The sequence below is a fragment of the Streptomyces cyaneofuscatus genome, from assembly GCF_000718135.1.
Lineage (GTDB): Bacteria > Actinomycetota > Actinomycetes > Streptomycetales > Streptomycetaceae > Streptomyces > Streptomyces cyaneofuscatus.
The window spans coordinates 180,829-196,498 of the sequence record NZ_JOEM01000011.1 but is presented as its reverse complement, the minus strand read 5'-3'; the positions used below and the strand labels follow the sequence as shown (position 1 = coordinate 196,498).

Genomic DNA, 15,670 nt, shown 5'->3' with positions numbered 1-15,670 from the left:
ATCGGCCGGGGCCGGACACCGCAGGGTGTCCGGCCCCGGCCGCTCTGTGGGCGTCACCGCGGACCCGGACCGGCGTTTCCGGCCGGGACGAGGCGTTCGCCGCCCAGCTCCACGGCCGCGCAGCGCCAGCGCTGGTCGGGGCCCTGCTCCAGGCGGAAGGCCATGGCCCGCACCCGGTCGCCCGCCGCGATGCTGGCGAACGCCTCCACCACCCCGGTGGCGGGCTGGGCGCCGTGGCAGTGGCGAAGGACCGGGCGGTGGCCCCGGGTGGCCCCGAGCGGGGTGCTGGGGGCCAGTTCGGCGAGCTGGTCGTAGGCGTCGCCGATGGTGTGGCCGAGCATCCAGTGCACCGGGCGCTGGCCGCTGAGGACCGCGAGCAGCCGTTCGGCGAACCACTGGTGGGGCCGCGGCGGGCGGTGCGGCTGGAGCCGCCGGGACCGCTGCGGAGGGACGGCCCTGGGCCGGCGCTGGTCGCTGCGGCCGGTGGGCCTCGTGCTGTTCATGCTCATGGTCGTCGCCCCCGTGAACCGGGCCCGGGAAATACCGGGCGGTAACTTGTGCTGGGGATCTTCTACGGGGACGGCCGACAACACCGCAAGGGGCTCCCGTGCCCGGTCAGGGGCTCGGCGGGATTCACCTATCCGGGGTGCGGGCCAGGTGCCGCAAGGGCCGGCACGGGGGTGACGGAGCGTCGCGGGTGGACGCGGGCCCCCGGTTGCCGAAACCCGAAAGGGGACGGTCCCCACGTATCCTGAAGGCGTTTCCGACTACGAAAGCGGCCTGCCATGCGCGTGTACGTCCCCCTGACCCTCTCCGGTCTCGCAGCGGCATACGCGTCCGGCGAGGTCGGCCCGGGGCCGCTGACGGCCTACGCGGTCACCCCCGGGCTGCGCGAGTGGTACGTCTCCGACGACATCGAGGAGCTGGAGTACGCGGCGCTCAACCGGGCCGCCGCCGCCTCGCTCCGGCTGATCGCCGGGGACCCGGACGAGGCCCGGCGCCGGATCGTCGTCGCCGTCGACGTCCCCGACGGGGCCGCCACCGCCGACCCCGACCACGGACTGAGCGCGGCCTCGCTCGGCGAGGTGCGCCTCGCCGCCGCCCTGCCGCTGGCCAAGGCCGCCGCGGTGCACGTGGACGCCGACGAGGCCGAGAAGGACGTGGCGGCGGCCGCGGCGGCCCTGGGGGCGGCGGACCTCGGCGACGACGACGCGCAGTTCACGGTGGACGGGGCGGAGGACCACGAGCTCCTCTGGTTCGGCGTCCAGGAGATTCCGCAGCTCATCGGCTGAGGCCTCGGCGTTGTCGTACCCGGCGGGTACTTTTTCTGTATGACACCCGGGAAGACACGCACACATCTGGTCTGGGACTGGAACGGCACACTGCTCGACGACATCCACGCCGTCATCCACGCGACGAACGCCGCGTTCGCCGAGGTGGAGCTGGCGCCGCTCACGCTGGAGCAGTACCGGGAGATGTACTGCGTGCCCATACCCCGCTTCTACGAGCGGCTCCTGGGCCGGCTGCCCACCGAGGCCGAGTGGGAGCGGATGGACGACATCTTCCACCGGTACTACGCGGAGCGCCGGGTCGCCTGCGGGCTCACCGCCGGGGCGGAGGACCTGCTGGCGCAGTGGAAGCTGGCCGGGCACAGCCAGTCGATCCTGAGCATGTACGGGCACGAGCACCTCGTGCCGGTCGTGCGCGGGTACGGGATCGAGTCGCACTTCGTCCGCGTGGACGGGCGGACGGGGCCGTCGGGCGGGAGCAAGGCGCTCCATATGGAGCGGCACTTCGAGGCGCTGGCCGGGGTGGGCGGGATATCCCCGGAGAACTCGGTGGTCATCGGGGACGCGGTGGACGACGCGGTGGCGGCGGCGCATGTGGGGGCGCGGGCCGTGCTGTACACCGGGGGGTCGCACAGCCGGAGCAGTCTGCTGGCGGCGGGGGTGCCGGTGGTGGACAGCCTGGGGGAGGCGGTTGCTCTGGCGGAGACGTTCTCCGCGTGACCCTGGGCGCGGGGGCCGGTGCTGCGGGATTCGGGGCTCCGCCCCGGACCACGGTCCTCAAACGCCGGACGGGCTGGGTGTGGCTGGACGGGCTGAGTGTGGCTGGACGGGCTGGATCAGTTCGGCAAGTTTGATCGGGTGCGCAGCACCTTCAGGAATTCCCTCATCCATGCCGGGTGGTCCGGCCATGCCCTCGATGAGATCAGCGGGCCGTCCACCACCGCCTCCGTGTCCTGGAACGTCGCGCCCGCGCTCTGCATGTCGGGCTCCAGGGCGGGGTACGCGGTGACGCGGCGGCCGCTCAGGCTGCCGGTGGCGGCGGTGATCAGGGGACCATGACAGATCTGGGCGACCGGGCGGTCGGCGGAGAAGAAGGCACTGATGATCTTGCGCAGTTCCGCGTTGTTCCGGAGGTACTCGGGGGCCCGGCCGCCGGGGATCACCAGGGCGATGTACGCCCCGGGGTCCACCTCGGAGAAGGCCAGATCGGCGGGGAAGGTGTAGCCGGGCTTCTCCGTGTACGTGTCGTAGCCGGGCTCGAAGTCGTGGACCACGAAGCGCAGCGTCTTGCGTTCGGGGGCCGCGATGTGGACCTCGTACCCCTCCTCCAGCAGCCGCTGGTAGGGGTAGAGCACTTCGAGGGACTCGGCGGCGTCGCCGGTGACGATGAGGATCTTCTCGGGGTCGGACATGGCGTGCTCCTCGGGCTCTCGGGACCTGCTCGCGTCCCCCGGTATCAGGTTGCCCCCGTTCCGTGCATGCGCCAAGGCGATACGCCGCACTGTCCGAAGTGTCAAAGTTCGATGTCTTCTTTTGTACACATGCGGCTCATGACGGGGTGGGGTGCAGGGGCGATAGCCTGGTGCCGTGATCAGCGCGATACGCCTCGGGGGCAGCGAAGCCCCCGGCCGCCGCCCGGAGTGCCACCGCACCCGGGCGATCCGCGATCTCCCGACCCCGGACCGGCCGTCACAAACGGCCCATGTGGTCCCGGGTGACTCTCGAAGCGGCATAGCGTCGACCCAGACCGGAAACCCCGTGTCGTGGCGGTACGTCGTTTTTCTCACCTACGTCACGCAACGGCGCGCGACAGGAGCCAGAGGACATGCAGACCAAGCTGGACGAAGCCAAGGCCGAGCTGCTCGCACGGGCTGCCCAGGTAGCTGACCACAGCCCGGGCGGTGGTGTCGGTGGCCCGGGCGGTACCCCCCGGGTGCGGGTCGCCGCCTCCGGGGCCGACGAGGACGCCCGTCCAGGTCAGGACGCGGTGCTCGCCTACCTTCAGCGCTACTACCTGCATACGGCTCCCGAGGACCTCAGCGGCCGGGACCCGGTCGATGTCTACGGTGCCGCCGCCTCGCACTACCGGCTGGCCGAGAACCGCCCGCAGGGCACCGCCAACGTCCGCGTGCACACCCCGACCGTCGAGGAGAACGGCTGGACCTGCAGCCACTCCGTCGTCGAGGTCGTCACCGACGACATGCCGTTCCTGGTGGACTCCGTCACCAACGAGCTGTCCCGGCAGGGCCGCGGCATCCATGTCGTGATCCACCCGCAGGTCACTGTCCGCCGCGATGTCACCGGCAAGCTCATCGAGGTCCTCTCCGGCGGTCCCGGCACCCCGAAGACCTCCAACGGCCGCAAGGACAAGGGCGGCAACGGCGCCCAGGCCGAGCTGCCGCACGACGCGCTCGTCGAGTCCTGGATCCACGTCGAGATCGACCGCGAGACCGACCGCGCCGACCTCCAGCAGATCACCGCCGACCTGCGCCGCGTCCTGTCCGACGTACGGGAGACCGTCGAGGACTGGGGGAAGATGCGCGACGCCGCCCTCCGGATCGCCGACGACCTGCCGGGCGAGCCGCTGGACGACCTCGCCGACGAGGAGGTCGAGGAGGCCCGCGAGCTGCTGCGCTGGCTGGCCGCCGACCACTTCACCTTCCTCGGCTACCGCGAGTACGAGCTCAAGGACAGCGACGCGCTCGCCGCCGTACCCGGCACCGGGCTCGGCATCCTGCGCTCCGACCCGCAGCACAGCGAGAGCGAGGACCACCCGGTCAGCCCGTCCTTCGACCGGCTGCCCGCCGACGCCCGCGCCAAGGCCCGCGAGCACAAGCTCCTCGTCCTGACCAAGGCCAACAGCCGGGCCACCGTGCACCGCCCCAGCTACCTCGACTACGTCGGCGTGAAGAAGTTCGACGCCAAGGGCAACGTCGTCGGCGAGCGCCGCTTCCTCGGCCTCTTCTCCTCCGCCGCCTACACCGAGTCCGTGCGCCGGGTGCCCGTCATCCGCCGCAAGGTCGCCGAAGTGGTGGAGGGCGCGGGCTTCTCGTACAACAGCCACGACGGCCGCGACCTGCTCCAGATCCTGGAGACCTACCCGCGCGACGAGCTGTTCCAGACCCCCGTCGACCAGCTCCGCTCCATCGTCACCTCCGTCCTCTACCTCCAGGAGCGCCGCCGACTGCGGCTCTACCTGCGCCAGGACGAGTACGGGCGCTACTACTCGGCGATCGTCTACCTCCCGCGCGACCGGTACACCACCGGCGTACGCCTGCGGCTGATCGACATCCTCAAGGAGGAGCTCGGCGGCACCAACGTCGACTTCACCGCCTGGAACACCGAGTCGATCCTCTCCCGGCTGCACTTCGTCATCCGGGTCCCCCCGGGCACCGAGCTGGCGCACCTCACCGACGCCGACGCCGACCGCATCGAGGCCCGTCTCGTCGCGGCCGCCCGCTCCTGGGCCGACGGCTTCGGCGAGGCGCTCAACGCCGAGCTGGGCGAGGAGCGCGCCGCCGAACTCCAGCGCCAGTACGGCCACTCCTTCCCCGAGGGCTACAAGGCCGACCACTCGCCGCGCGCCGCCGTGGCCGACCTGGTCCACCTGGAGACCCTGAAGGAGGGCGAGAAGGACTTCGCCCTCAGCCTGTACGAGCCGGTCGGCGCGGGCCCCGGCGAGCGCCGCTTCAAGATCTACCGGACCGGCGAGCAGGTCTCCCTCTCCGCCGTCCTCCCGGCGCTCCAGCAGCTCGGTGTCGAGGTCGTCGACGAGCGTCCGTACGAGCTGCGCTGCGCGGACCGTACGCACGCCTGGATCTACGACTTCGGGCTGCGGATGCCGCAGACCAACGGCCACACCGGCCACCTCGCCGACGACGCCCGCGCCCGCTTCCAGGAGGCGTTCGCCGCCGTCTGGAAGGGCGAGGCGGAGAACGACGGCTTCAACGCGCTGGTGCTGGGCGCCGGGCTGAACTGGCGCCAGGCCGTGGTGCTGCGCGCCTACGCGAAGTACCTGCGGCAGGCCGGATCCACGTTCAGCCAGGACTACATGGAGTCCACCCTCCGCAACAACGTCCACACCACCCGGCTGCTCGTCTCGCTCTTCGAGGCCCGGATGTCGCCCGGCCGCCAGAGCGCGGGCACGGAGCTCACCGACGGGCTCCTGGAGGAGCTGGACGGGGCCTTGGACCAGGTCGCCTCGCTGGACGAGGACCGGATCCTGCGGTCCTTCCTCACCGTCATCAAGGCGACACTGCGCACCAACTTCTTCCAGAACGCGGAGGACGGCACCCCGCACTCCTACGTCTCGATGAAGTTCGACCCGCAGGCCATCCCGGACCTGCCCGCGCCCCGCCCGGCGTTCGAGATCTGGGTCTACTCGCCGCGCGTGGAGGGCGTCCACCTGCGCTTCGGCAAGGTCGCCCGCGGCGGGCTGCGCTGGTCGGACCGGCGCGAGGACTTCCGTACGGAGGTGCTCGGCCTGGTCAAGGCGCAGATGGTGAAGAACACCGTCATCGTCCCCGTCGGCGCCAAGGGCGGCTTCGTCGCCAAGCAGCTCCCGGACCCGTCCGTGGACCGGGACGCCTGGTTCGCCGAGGGCATCGCCGCCTACCGCACGTTCATCTCGGCCCTGCTGGACATCACCGACAACATGGTGGCCGGCGAGGTCGTGCCGCCCGCCGACGTCGTCCGCCACGACGAGGACGACACGTACCTCGTCGTCGCCGCCGACAAGGGCACCGCGAGCTTCTCCGACATCGCCAACGAGGTCGCCGTCGCGTACGGCTTCTGGCTCGGCGACGCGTTCGCCTCCGGCGGCTCGGCCGGCTACGACCACAAGGGCATGGGCATCACCGCGCGCGGCGCCTGGGAGTCCGTCAAGCGGCACTTCCGGGAGCTGGGCCACGACACCCAGACCGAGGACTTCACCGTCGTCGGCGTCGGGGACATGTCCGGTGACGTGTTCGGCAACGGGATGCTGCTCTCCGAGCACATCCGCCTGGTCGCCGCCTTCGACCACCGGCACATCTTCATCGACCCCACCCCGGACGCCGCGACCTCGTACGCCGAGCGCCGCCGCCTCTTCGACCTGCCGCGCAGCTCCTGGGCCGACTACGACACGGGGCTGCTCTCCGCGGGCGGCGGCATCCACGCGCGCAGTGCCAAGTCGATCCCGCTGAACAACCACATCCGTGAGGCGCTCGGCATCGACGCGTCGGTGAGCAAGATGACGCCCGCCGACCTGATGCAGGCCATCCTCAAGGCCCCCGTCGACCTGGTGTGGAACGGCGGCATCGGCACGTACATCAAGGCCGTCTCCGAGTCGAACGCCGACGTCGGCGACAAGGCCAACGACGCCATCCGCGTCAACGGCGAGGAGCTGCGGGCCAAGGTTGTCGGCGAGGGCGGCAACCTCGGTGCCACCCAGCTCGGCCGCATCGAGTTCGCCCGCAACGGCGGCCGGATCAACACCGACGCGATCGACAACAGCGCCGGTGTGGACACCTCCGACCACGAGGTGAACATCAAGATCCTGCTCAACGGTCTCGTCCGGGACGGCGACATGACCGTCAAGCAGCGCAACAAGCTGCTCGCCGACATGACCGACGAGGTCGGCGCGCTCGTCCTGCGCAACAACTACGCGCAGAACGTCGCCCTCTCCAACGCCTCCGCCCAGGCGCCCTCCCTGCTCCACGCCCAGCAGCGCTTCATGCGGCGGCTGGAGAAGGACGGGGCGCTGGACCGGGCGCTGGAGTTCCTGCCCGCCGACCGGCAGATCCGTGAGCTGCTCAGCAACGAGACGGGGCTCAGCCAGCCCGAGCTGGCGGTGCTGATCGCCTACACCAAGATCACGACGGCGGACGAGCTGATCTCGACGGTCCTGCCCGATGACCCGCACCTCCAGAAGCTGGTCCACGCCTACTTCCCGAGCCAGCTGCGCGAGCGGTTCCCCGAGGCGGTCGACGGGCACGCGCTGCGCCGCGAGATCATCACGACGGTGCTGGTCAACGACACGGTGAACACCGCCGGTTCGACCTTCCTGCACCGGCTGCGGGAGGAGACCGGGGCGTCGATCGAGGAGATCGTGCGGGCCCAGTTCACGGCCCGCGAGATCTTCGGTCTTTCGGCGGTGTGGGACGCGGTCGAGGCGCTCGACAACCAGGTCGCCGCCGATGTCCAGACCCGGATCCGGCTGCACTCGCGCCGGCTGGTGGAGCGTGGTTCGCGCTGGCTGCTGGGCAACCGGCCGCAGCCCGTCGCCATCGCGGAGACCATCGAGGGGTTCCGGGACGGGGTCGAGCAGGTCTGGAACGAGCTGCCCAAGCTGCTCAAGGGTGCCGACCTGGACTGGTACCACTCGATCCTCGACGAGCTGACCTCGGCGGGTGTCCCGAGCGAGCTGGCGGTCCGGGTCGCCGGGTTCTCCTCCGCCTTCCCGGCGCTGGACATCGTCGCGATCGCGGACCGGACGGGCAAGGACCCGTTGGAGGTCGCCGAGGTGTACTACGACCTCGCGGACCGGCTGCGGATCACCCAGCTGATGGACCGGATCATCGAGCTGCCGCGGGCCGACCGCTGGCAGTCCATGGCCCGCGCCTCCATCCGCGAGGACCTGTACGCGGCGCACGCGGCGCTCACGTCGGACGTGCTGAGCGTGGGCGACGACACGGCCACGCCGGAGGAGCGGTTCTGGGCGTGGGAGGAGAAGAACGCGGCGATCCTGGCGCGGTCGCGGTCGACGCTGGAGGAGATCCAGGGGTCGGACGCGTTCGATCTGGCGAATCTGTCGGTGGCCATGCGGACGATGCGGACGTTGTTGCGTACGCACGCTTAGGGGGTATGTCTGTGGGGGCCGGTGCCGTTGGTGGCGCCGGCCCCCTCGGCGTAGGGTTCCGTCCTCAAACGCCGGACGGGCTGGAACGGGTGAACTTCTCGTACTCCGCCACCACTTCCTTCGCCGGACCGTCCATTCTCAGCGTGCCCGCCTCCAGCCACAGGGCCCGGTCGCACGTCTCGGTGATGGACTTGTTGCTGTGGCTGACCAGGAAGACCGTGCCCGCCTCGGCGCGGAGTTCCTGGATGCGGTCCTTGCTACGGCGCTGGAACTTCGCGTCGCCCGTGGACAGCGCCTCGTCGATCAGCAGGACGTCGTGGCTCTTGGCGGCCGCGATGGAGAAGCGGAGCCGGGCGCCCATGCCGGAGGAGTACGTGCGCATCGGCAGCGTGATGAAGTCGCCCTTCTCGTTGATGCCGGAGAAGGCGACGATGTCGTCGTAGCGTTCGCGGATCTGCGCGCGCGTCATGCCCATCGCGAGTCCGCCCAGTACCACGTTGCGCTCGCCGGTGAGGTCGCCCATCAGGGCCGCGTTCACCCCGAGCAGCGACGGCTGGCCCTGGGTGTGGACCTTGCCGTGGGACGGCGGGAGCAGGCCCGCGATCGCCTTGAGCAGGGTCGACTTGCCGGAGCCGTTGGAGCCGATCAGGCCGATCGCCTCGCCCTTGTACGCGGCGAAGCTGACGCCCTTCACGGCGTGCACCTGGCGTGCGCCGGGGGTACGGCGGCGCGAGGTGATCCGGCTGAGCGCCGAGGTCGCGCTGCCCTTGCCCGTACGGGCGCCGTTGACGGTGTACGTGATGTGGACGTCGTCCACCACGACGGTCGGTACCCGGTGGTCCCCGGAGGGATCGGTGATGTCAGCCACGTCCGTACGTCTCCTCGGCCTTCCAGAAGTACACGAATCCTGCCACCCCGCACAGCAGCGCCCAGCCGGCTGCCGCCGCCCACACGTGCGGCGGCAGCTGCGCCGCGCTGTAGCTGTCGATGAGCGCGAACCGCATGAGGTTGATGAAGATCGCCGCCGGGTTGTACTCCAGTGCCACCATCACCGCGTGCGGCACCCGCTCGCCCTGGAGCAGGTGGTCCAGGCTCCACATCACGCCGGAGGAGTACATCCAGGTCCGCAGCACGAACGGCATCAGCTGCGCGATGTCCGGGGTCTTCGCCGTCAGCCGGGCCACGGCCATCGACACGCCGGTGTTGAACACCGCCTGGAGGGCGAGCGCCGGGATCGCCAGCAGCCAGGACGGGCGCGGGAACTGGCCGAACACCAGCAGGATCAGGGTCAGCGCCCCCAGCGAGAACAGCAACTGCTGCAACTGCTGGAGCGCGAGTGCCACCGGCAGCGAGGCGCGCGGGAAGTGCAGGGCCCGCACCAGCCCGATGTTGCCGCTGATGGCGCGCGTGCCCGCGGTGATCGAGCTGCTGGTGAAGGTCCAGATGAAGACCCCGGTGACCAGGAACGGAACGAAGTCCTCCACCCCGCGTTTGGTGTCCAGCAGGACGCCGAAGATGAAGTAGTAGACCGCAGCGTTCAGCAGCGGCGTCGCGATCTGCCAGATCTGGCCGAGCTTCGCCTGGCTGTACTGGGCCGTCAGCTTGGCCGTCGCGAACGCGGCGATGAAGTGCCGCCGCCCCCAGAGTTGCCGGATGTAGGCGGGCAGCGAGGGCCGGGCGCCGCTGACCGTCAGGCCGTGCCGGGCGGCGAGGGCGGCCAGCTCGCCGGGCGCGTAGGCGGGAGCGTCCAGGGCGGGAGAGTCCAGGGCGGGGGCGGCCGGGCCGGGAGCGCTCACCGGCGGGGGCGGGGCGGTTGTCTGGCTCACCACGAACGATCACTTTCGACGGATGCGGGAGGGGGAGGCGGAGGGGAGGGGACGGGGAAGTGGAGCAGAACGGTACGGGCCCGTGGGGACGCCCTCGTTGGGACGGGACCGTACCGTCGTAACGCCGAGAGTAGGACGCTTGTACGTCGTAACGCAACCGTTCCGTCGTCGCCGACTATCATTCGGGCCATGACCACCGAACGCGGAACCCGCCGCCGCGCCCCCGCAGGCGCCGCCGTCCTGCGCGAGGACGTCACCGACGCCATCCGCGCGGCCGTCTTCGAGGAACTGGCCGCGGTGGGGTTCGCCCGGATGTCCATCGAGGGCATCGCGCGGCGCGCCGGGGTCGGCAAGACCGCCGTCTACCGCCGCTGGAAGTCCAAGCTCGCCCTCGTCCTCGACCTGGTCGCGGCCGTCGCCTCGCAGGGGATGCCCGCGCCGGCCACCGGTTCGCTGTACGGGGATGTGCGCGCCGTCCTCGAACTCGCCGCCTACGCCCTGCGCCACCCGGTCGCCTCGCAGGTCATCCCGGACCTGCTGGTGGAGGCGGCCCGCAACCCGGAGATCTCCGAGGCGATCAAGGCCGCCCTCCTCGACCAGCAGCAGGGTGTCGCCGCCGTGGTGGTGCGGGAGGCGGTCGCCCGGGGGGAGCTGCCGGAGGGGAGCGATCCGGACCGGGCCCTCGACCTGATCGTGGGGCCGCTGTACTGGCGCCTCGTCGTGGTCCGCAGCGAGCTGCCCAGGGGCTACCTGGACGACCTGGCCGCCTCAGCGGTCGCCGCGCTGCGCAACGGCGCCTGAGGCGGCCAGGTCGGGGTCACCGCTCCGGTACGCGCGCCAGCACCTCACCCGTGCGCGGGCTGTACGCCAGCACCGACGCGTCCCCCGGGAGCTTCTGGAACCGGGTCAGCAGCACCCACCGCACCCCGTACCGCCCGGCGATCCGGTCCCGCTCCTCCTGGGGCGTCGCCGCGTCGAGATACGTGGCCACCGCCCGGCTCCGCGCCCGCCGCTCCGCCGCCGGAAGCCCGGTGTCCGGCACCGCGTCCGCGAGCAGGAACGTTCCGTGCCCGGCCAGGGCGTACATCGCGGGGACGCTGTCCGTCAGCACCACCTCTCCGGGCGGGACGTGCGCGGTCGCCCAGGTGTACGGCTCCCCGGTCACCGGCGCACCGCCGCCCTCCGGGCGCGACGTGGCTTCGGCGGACGCGGGGGGCTGCGCGGCAGTGAGCCCGTTGTAGTACGGCCACACCGCCGCCACGCCCACCGCGCACAGCCCGGCCGCCGCCCACCGCCGCACCGTCGGCCTGATCCGGGTCCGCTGCTTCACCGCGATCAGCGCGACCACGCCCAGCGCCGCACCCAGCGCCGTCGGCGGGTGGACCAGCAGGACGAGCCCGAGCAGGACGCCGATCCCGACCGCCTCCGCCCACCGGGGCGCCCGGCCCGGCGGCCGCCCGGAGCCCGGGCGGGGAAGCCGGGTGACCGCGTGACCGGTCCACGCCCACAGATGGAGGGTGACCGCGATGGCGAACGTGCCCGGCGCGCTCCACCGCCCCGGGTCCGCCCAGTGGATCAGGCCCAGCGGGACCAGCGCGAGGACCGGCACCCAGCGGCTCGGGGTCAGCTGCCGGGCCAGCCGGCCGATCCCGGTCAGCAGCAGCGCCAGGTTCACGGCGGCGGACAGCGCGAGCACGGTCTGCCCGGAGAGCCCGCTGGCCCGCGCGGTCAGGCCTTGGACGAGGGCGTACGGGGAGTAGTGCGCGCTGGCCACGGCGGGCAGGTCCGTCATCGGGAACGCCGGGTGCAGCAGACTGCTCCGCAGCCGTTCGACGACGGCCGCGTTGAGCCCCGCCTCGCAGCACATCGGCACCCGCCAGGCCGCCGCCGACAGCACCGCCCACAGCAGGCCGCCCAGCAGGACGTAGGGCGAGGGCAGCCACCGGGGCGCTACGACAAGTCCGTCGTCCTCGGCCGCCGTGGGGGGAGGGGCGGAGGTGGCGGAGGTGGGGGTCTCGGGCGAGGCGGGGGTGGGAGAGGAGAGGGACACACGTCATGGGTTCCGTGTGCGGGGCCGTCCCTCCCGTCCGCCACTCTTCCGGGGGAAGAAACGCAAAGCCTTACCCGAGGTCCGCCAGCAGCCGGTCCGCCACCCGTCCCGCCGCCCCGCCGTCGTCCAGGTCGCAGTAGTCGCGGCGGAAGCTCTCGTACGCGTCGGCGTGCCGGGCCGCCACCGCTCCGAGGCCGTGCAACGCCTGCGCCACCTCGTCCGTCGTGACCAGCAGCGGACCGGGCGCCCGGGTCTCGAAGTCCAGGCAGAAGCCGCGCACGGTGTCGCGGTAGTGCTCCAGGTCGTACGTGTGGAAGAGCATCGGGCGGCCCGTCAGCGCGAAGTCGAACATCAGCCCCGCGTAGTCCGTGACCAGCACGTCGGCGATCAGCAGCAGCTCGGCCGCCCCCGGCCGGCCCGAGACGTCGAGGACGCCGGGCCCTTCCGCGATGCTGCCCGTGACCCGGGGGTGCCGGCGCACCAGCACCGTGTGGCCGGGGCCCAGCGAGCGCGCGAGGGCGGGCAGGTCCAGCGCCGGATCCCAGCGGTACGGGCCGGGGGCCGTGCGGTCGGGGGCGTCGCGGGATGCGGACGGGGGATGGGCCAGGTGGTCGCGGTAGGTCGGCGCGTACAGGACGACCCGGTGGTCCTCCGGTACGCCGAGCGTGCGCCGGATCTCCTCGGCGGCCTTCTCCCGGTCGGGCGCGCAGAGCACGTCGTTGGCCGGTGATCCGGCCTCCAGCACCTCGCCCCCGTACGCCAGTGACCTGCGCAGCAAGGGGGTGGCGAAGCGGCTCGGGGAGACCAGTACCGACCATTGGGCCGATCGGTGCGCCAAGGTGGCGAGATGCTGGTGGTCGGCGTAGAGGGTCTCGGCCAGGCCGGCGCCGAAGCGGCCGAGCGGGGTGCCGCGCCAGGTCTGGACGACCACCTGCCCGGGGCGCCGCTCGAACCAGAGGGGCAGCTGCTCGTCCGTGACGATCCGGCGGGAGCGGGCCAGCGCCTCGTACCAGGCGGCGCTGTGCACGGGGACGGCCCGCGCGCCGGGCGGTACGGGGGTCGTCCGGCCCGGGGTGGTACCGGTGACCCACAGGTGCTCGGTCTCCGTGCCCCGGCGCACGAGCTCGGCGTGCACGGCGCGCGGGGAGTCGCCGCCCGAGCCGCCCGCGTAGAGGACGGTGTCCAGGAGCGGAAGGTGCGCGGTGGTGCGCCGCGCGGGGTGGTGCGCGTCGCGCAGGAGCCGTCTGCTGTACGCGCTCCGCTCGGCGACCGGGAGCGCCGGAGCCGCCAGGACGGTCAGCCGGTCGCCGTTGCGCCGCTCCAGGGCGAGGGCGGAGTCGCCGCAGGGGAGGCGCCCGGCGAGGGAGGTGAGGACGCGCACGGGGTGGCCGTCCAGGTGGAGGGCCCAGCGGCCTTCGGGGAGGGGCGGGGCGATCCGGGCGGAGAAACGGCCGGTGGGGCGGCCTTCGACGGTGGCCTCGGTGACCGGGACCGTCTCGTCCAGGTTCTCGTGACGCAGGAGGAGACGTGCGCCCGCGCAGGACGCCGCCCCCGCCTCCGAAGCGGCAGGAGGTGTGTACGTTCCCGAACCCGAGGACCCCGGGGCGTACGTCCCCGCGATCCGCAGCGACCCGTCCGCCCCCCGCTCCACCCGGTCCACGACCGGCAGCCCTCCCAGGTCCACGACCAGGTTCCCCGCCGCGTCCGCACACGCGGGCGGCGGCAGGTCCGGGGCGGCGGGCATCGGGGCGCGGGTCCCGTCGGTGAGCAGCAGCCGGGCCCGCCGGCGCGCGCCGCCCTCCGCCTCGACCTCACGGGGGGCCCGGTGCGGGGAGGGCGGCACGGCGGCGAGACCGTCGAGAGGCACACGTACCGTGAACGCCGTCCCATGATCCCCGCCCTGCCCGCACTCCACCGGGAACGAACGCTCCTCGGCCCGCCCCTCCTCCCCGTCGCGCATCAGCAGAAGGGCCGCGGGCGCAGCGCCCCCGATCCACCGCCCCCTCAGCTCCAGCGGCCCGCCCTCCGCACCGCCGCTCGCCTCCACCACCGCGCCCAGCCGCTCCACCCGCACCCGCAGCCGCCCGCCCCGGTGGTCGAGCACCGCCCGCCGGCCGTCGCCCAGGTCGTGCACGAGCGGCTGGTCCGCGCCCGTGTCCAGGGCGCGCACCGCCACCCGCCGGACCGCCCCGCGCGCCGCGACGACCAGCCCGACCAGCCAGCCAACGGCCCCGGCCCCGCCCCCACCACCGTGTCCCGACGCGGGCAGCCGGTCCGGGTCGAGGACCATCTCGAAGCCGGCGTGGTCGTAACCGTGCAACTCCTGCCCGGAGTTCACCGTCGCCTCGGGCCCGCTCACGGACCGCACCGGAACCGCCCGCACCCGACGGCCCGCCTCCGCCCGGAGCACCCCCACCTTCAGCTGCCGTCGCGCCGACCCGGCGGGAAGGTTGCGCAGATAGGCGTACCCGTGCAGCCGCAGCTTCCCGTCCGCGCCCCACCGCGCCTCCACGAGCCGTGCGACCGCCGGCACGTCGGTGCGCGCGAGCCGGGCGCTCACGCCGCGCACGCCGGGGTACACCGCCCGCCGCCGCCCCGGCAGCCCCTCCACCGCGAATGTGCCCGCGCCATTGGCCCGTTCGAAGGCGAGGACGGTCAGCAGCTCCTCCAGCCGCCGCTCCCGCACCAGCCGCCACTTGATGCGCAGCTCCGCCGGCAGCCCCTCCAGCACGCCGTCCCCCGCCCGGTCGACGAACGCCCCGGCACCCTCCAGGAACGCCGTCCGGTAGGCGTCGCCGCCCATCGGCAGCCCGTCCAGGAAGTACCCGAAGTCGTCGCGCAGACAGGACGCGTCGTACGCCCGCCGCTGCGCCGCGCCCCCGTGCCCACCCTCGCCCAGGAACGCGCTGACCTGCTCGCACGCGGCGATCCGGTCCCGTACGCCGGTGACGTCCGTACGCCGCCGGGTGATCGAGCCCTCCCGTACCCGCCAGTAGTAGACGTGCTCGTGCAGCACGTCGACCGCGCCCGCGAGATAGTGCGCGGGGATCATCACCGGCGTGTCCTCGTACAGCTTCCCCTCCGGGAACGTGAAGGCGTGCCCGTCCCAGAAGGAGCGCCGGAACACCTTGTTCCACGCCACCCGGTCGGCGAGCAGGCGCGGGTCCCGGGTGATGTGGGTGCGGGGGCGCGAGGCGGTCAGCCAGCGGTACTGCCACGCCTGCTGCCGCCCCTGCCCGGTCAGCCGCCACACGTTGCCGGTCACCAGATCGGAGCCGGTCGACTCCAGCGAGGCCACCATCCGCTCGTACGCGTCGTGGACGACGAAGTCGTCGCTGTCCGCGAACGCCAGGTAGGGGACGGCCGGGGTGGTGTGCCGGACGCCGGTGTTGCGGGCCGCGCTCAGCCCGGCGTTCTCCTGCCGCACCAGCCGGAACCGGCTGTCCCGGGCGGCGAACTCCTCGGCGATCGCCGGGCTGCCGTCCGTGGAGCCGTCGTCGACCATCACCACCTCGATGGCGTCGAGACTCTGTTCCGCCACCGAGCGCAGGCAGTCCTCCAGGTAGTCCTCGACGTTGTGGACGGGGATGACGACGCTGAGGAGCGGTGGCTTCATGTCCTGGTCAACAGAGGCCGGGTCCCGGGGTCACCGCCGCTGACCCGAACG

General features: G+C 72.5%; 10 protein-coding genes. 4 read left to right on the top strand and 6 right to left on the bottom strand.

Annotation, left to right across the window (positions count from 1 at the left end):
- Window positions 1-53: 53 nt before the first annotated feature.
- A complete protein-coding gene (locus tag IF17_RS0120140) occupies window positions 54-509 on the bottom strand; it encodes an Rv3235 family protein (RefSeq protein ID WP_030567887.1) in 456 nt (151 codons plus the stop codon).
- Window positions 510-785: 276 nt separating this feature from the next.
- Between IF17_RS0120140 and IF17_RS0120135 the strand changes: the two genes are divergently transcribed.
- Together IF17_RS0120135 and IF17_RS0120130 are read left to right on the top strand one after the other, a co-directional pair.
- Window positions 786-1,292 (top strand): DUF6912 family protein, encoded by a 507-nt coding sequence (locus tag IF17_RS0120135; protein ID WP_030567885.1) that lies wholly within the window; start codon window positions 786-788, stop codon window positions 1,290-1,292.
- A 39-nt stretch (window positions 1,293-1,331) separates the two neighbouring features.
- Complete coding sequence (locus IF17_RS0120130; protein ID WP_030567883.1) at window positions 1,332-2,009, top strand: HAD family hydrolase; 678 nt, start codon at window positions 1,332-1,334, stop codon at window positions 2,007-2,009.
- A gap of 116 nt (window positions 2,010-2,125) precedes the next feature.
- Here IF17_RS0120130 and IF17_RS0120125 read toward each other — a convergent pair whose 3' ends face one another.
- Window positions 2,126-2,701, bottom strand: coding sequence for a DJ-1/PfpI family protein (locus tag IF17_RS0120125; protein WP_030567881.1), 576 nt, complete (start codon window positions 2,699-2,701; stop codon window positions 2,126-2,128).
- A gap of 413 nt (window positions 2,702-3,114) precedes the next feature.
- On the opposite strand from IF17_RS0120125, the gene IF17_RS0120120 reads away from it, so the two are divergent.
- Window positions 3,115-8,127, top strand: coding sequence for an NAD-glutamate dehydrogenase (locus IF17_RS0120120; protein WP_030567879.1), 5,013 nt, complete (start codon window positions 3,115-3,117; stop codon window positions 8,125-8,127).
- A gap of 64 nt (window positions 8,128-8,191) precedes the next feature.
- Here IF17_RS0120120 and IF17_RS0120115 read toward each other — a convergent pair whose 3' ends face one another.
- The gene (locus IF17_RS0120115) at window positions 8,192-8,995 is read right to left on the bottom strand and encodes an ABC transporter ATP-binding protein (protein WP_030567877.1); all 804 of its coding nucleotides are present in this window, start codon (window positions 8,993-8,995) and stop codon (window positions 8,192-8,194) included.
- On the bottom strand, window positions 8,988-9,893 hold the full coding sequence (locus IF17_RS0120110; protein WP_030567875.1) for an ABC transporter permease: 906 nt from the start codon (window positions 9,891-9,893) through the stop codon (window positions 8,988-8,990). Before IF17_RS0120110 ends, IF17_RS0120115 begins: the two co-directional genes overlap by 8 nt.
- A gap of 249 nt (window positions 9,894-10,142) precedes the next feature.
- Here IF17_RS0120110 and IF17_RS0120105 point away from each other — a divergent pair, with 249 nt between their 5' ends.
- The gene (locus tag IF17_RS0120105) at window positions 10,143-10,754 is read left to right on the top strand and encodes a TetR/AcrR family transcriptional regulator (protein WP_030567873.1); all 612 of its coding nucleotides are present in this window, start codon (window positions 10,143-10,145) and stop codon (window positions 10,752-10,754) included.
- A 16-nt stretch (window positions 10,755-10,770) separates the two neighbouring features.
- Here the strand turns inward: IF17_RS0120105 and IF17_RS0120100 are convergent, their stop codons facing one another.
- Window positions 10,771-12,003: a hypothetical protein gene (locus IF17_RS0120100; protein ID WP_030567871.1), complete on the bottom strand. Its 1,233-nt coding sequence runs from the start codon at window positions 12,001-12,003 to the stop codon at window positions 10,771-10,773.
- A 70-nt stretch (window positions 12,004-12,073) separates the two neighbouring features.
- Window positions 12,074-15,619: a bifunctional glycosyltransferase/CDP-glycerol:glycerophosphate glycerophosphotransferase gene (locus tag IF17_RS0120095; protein ID WP_030567869.1), complete on the bottom strand. Its 3,546-nt coding sequence runs from the start codon at window positions 15,617-15,619 to the stop codon at window positions 12,074-12,076.
- Window positions 15,620-15,670: the final 51 nt, after the last annotated feature.

Excerpts from the sequence above, each read along its gene's own strand:
- IF17_RS0120140 (WP_030567887.1), bottom strand. The coding sequence starts at position 509 with ATGAGCATGAACAGCACGAGGCCCACCGGCCGCAGCGACCAGCGCCGG.
- IF17_RS0120135 (WP_030567885.1), top strand. The coding sequence starts at position 786 with ATGCGCGTGTACGTCCCCCTGACCCTCTCCGGTCTCGCAGCGGCATAC.
- IF17_RS0120130 (WP_030567883.1), top strand. The coding sequence starts at position 1,332 with ATGACACCCGGGAAGACACGCACACATCTGGTCTGGGACTGGAACGGC.
- IF17_RS0120125 (WP_030567881.1), bottom strand. The coding sequence starts at position 2,701 with ATGTCCGACCCCGAGAAGATCCTCATCGTCACCGGCGACGCCGCCGAG.
- IF17_RS0120120 (WP_030567879.1), top strand. The coding sequence starts at position 3,115 with ATGCAGACCAAGCTGGACGAAGCCAAGGCCGAGCTGCTCGCACGGGCT.
- IF17_RS0120105 (WP_030567873.1), top strand. The coding sequence starts at position 10,143 with ATGACCACCGAACGCGGAACCCGCCGCCGCGCCCCCGCAGGCGCCGCC.
- IF17_RS0120095 (WP_030567869.1), bottom strand. The coding sequence starts at position 15,619 with ATGAAGCCACCGCTCCTCAGCGTCGTCATCCCCGTCCACAACGTCGAG.